At 31.5% G+C, this 593-nt stretch carries 1 protein-coding gene; it reads right to left on the bottom strand.

What is annotated here, in order from left to right:
• Window positions 1-405 precede the first annotated feature (405 nt).
• Window positions 406-593: transposase (locus tag MPF19_RS19170; protein WP_249989868.1), on the bottom strand; the 188-nt coding region annotated here is incomplete at its 5' end.

Genomic DNA, 593 nt, shown 5'->3' with positions numbered 1-593 from the left:
GTATTGCATCATAATGTATTTGTATAGATTTAGCTATGGTGTTGAAGGATTTAAATTCTGATTTATGTACCTTATCATACCAATGTGCTAATTTTTATCTAGCTACATTTTTATCTGAATTTGTTTCAAAAAAATATCTTAATCCCTGTGAGAGATTATATGCTTTCTCAATGGTTGGATATAACAGAAATAGTATTTCTGCTCTTTCAATTTGTCTTGGTGTCCACTTAGTTTTGATTTAAATAATAAATACCTACTTCTAGCGAGCAACTGTCTATGAGTATCTCCGTTTGTAAGAAGTTCTGGCTGATAGTGTTTATCTGTTTTTTGAGCTTCTGATATTGCTTTATTTTCCTGATCTATGATTTCCCATCTTAAACGAATACGTTCTTCTTGCACCGCTTCTTAGGCTAGTTTTTGAACATGAAATCTATCAGTTACAATGTCTGTTTTCGGGAAACATATTTTAGCAATTAAATTCATATTTCCAGCCATATTTACAGTAACTTCTTTAACCATGTTTCGTCTTTCTCTTGAAATTTTATGAATCACATCAATGACATCCTGAGCTTTGGTACCCTTTACAATAGCGA

Origin of the sequence: Polaribacter sp. Z014 (assembly GCF_023555435.1) — a bacterium.
In the GTDB taxonomy this organism is placed as follows: Bacteria; Bacteroidota; Bacteroidia; order Flavobacteriales; family Flavobacteriaceae; genus Polaribacter.
This window is presented reverse-complemented; position numbering and strand designations above follow the sequence as displayed.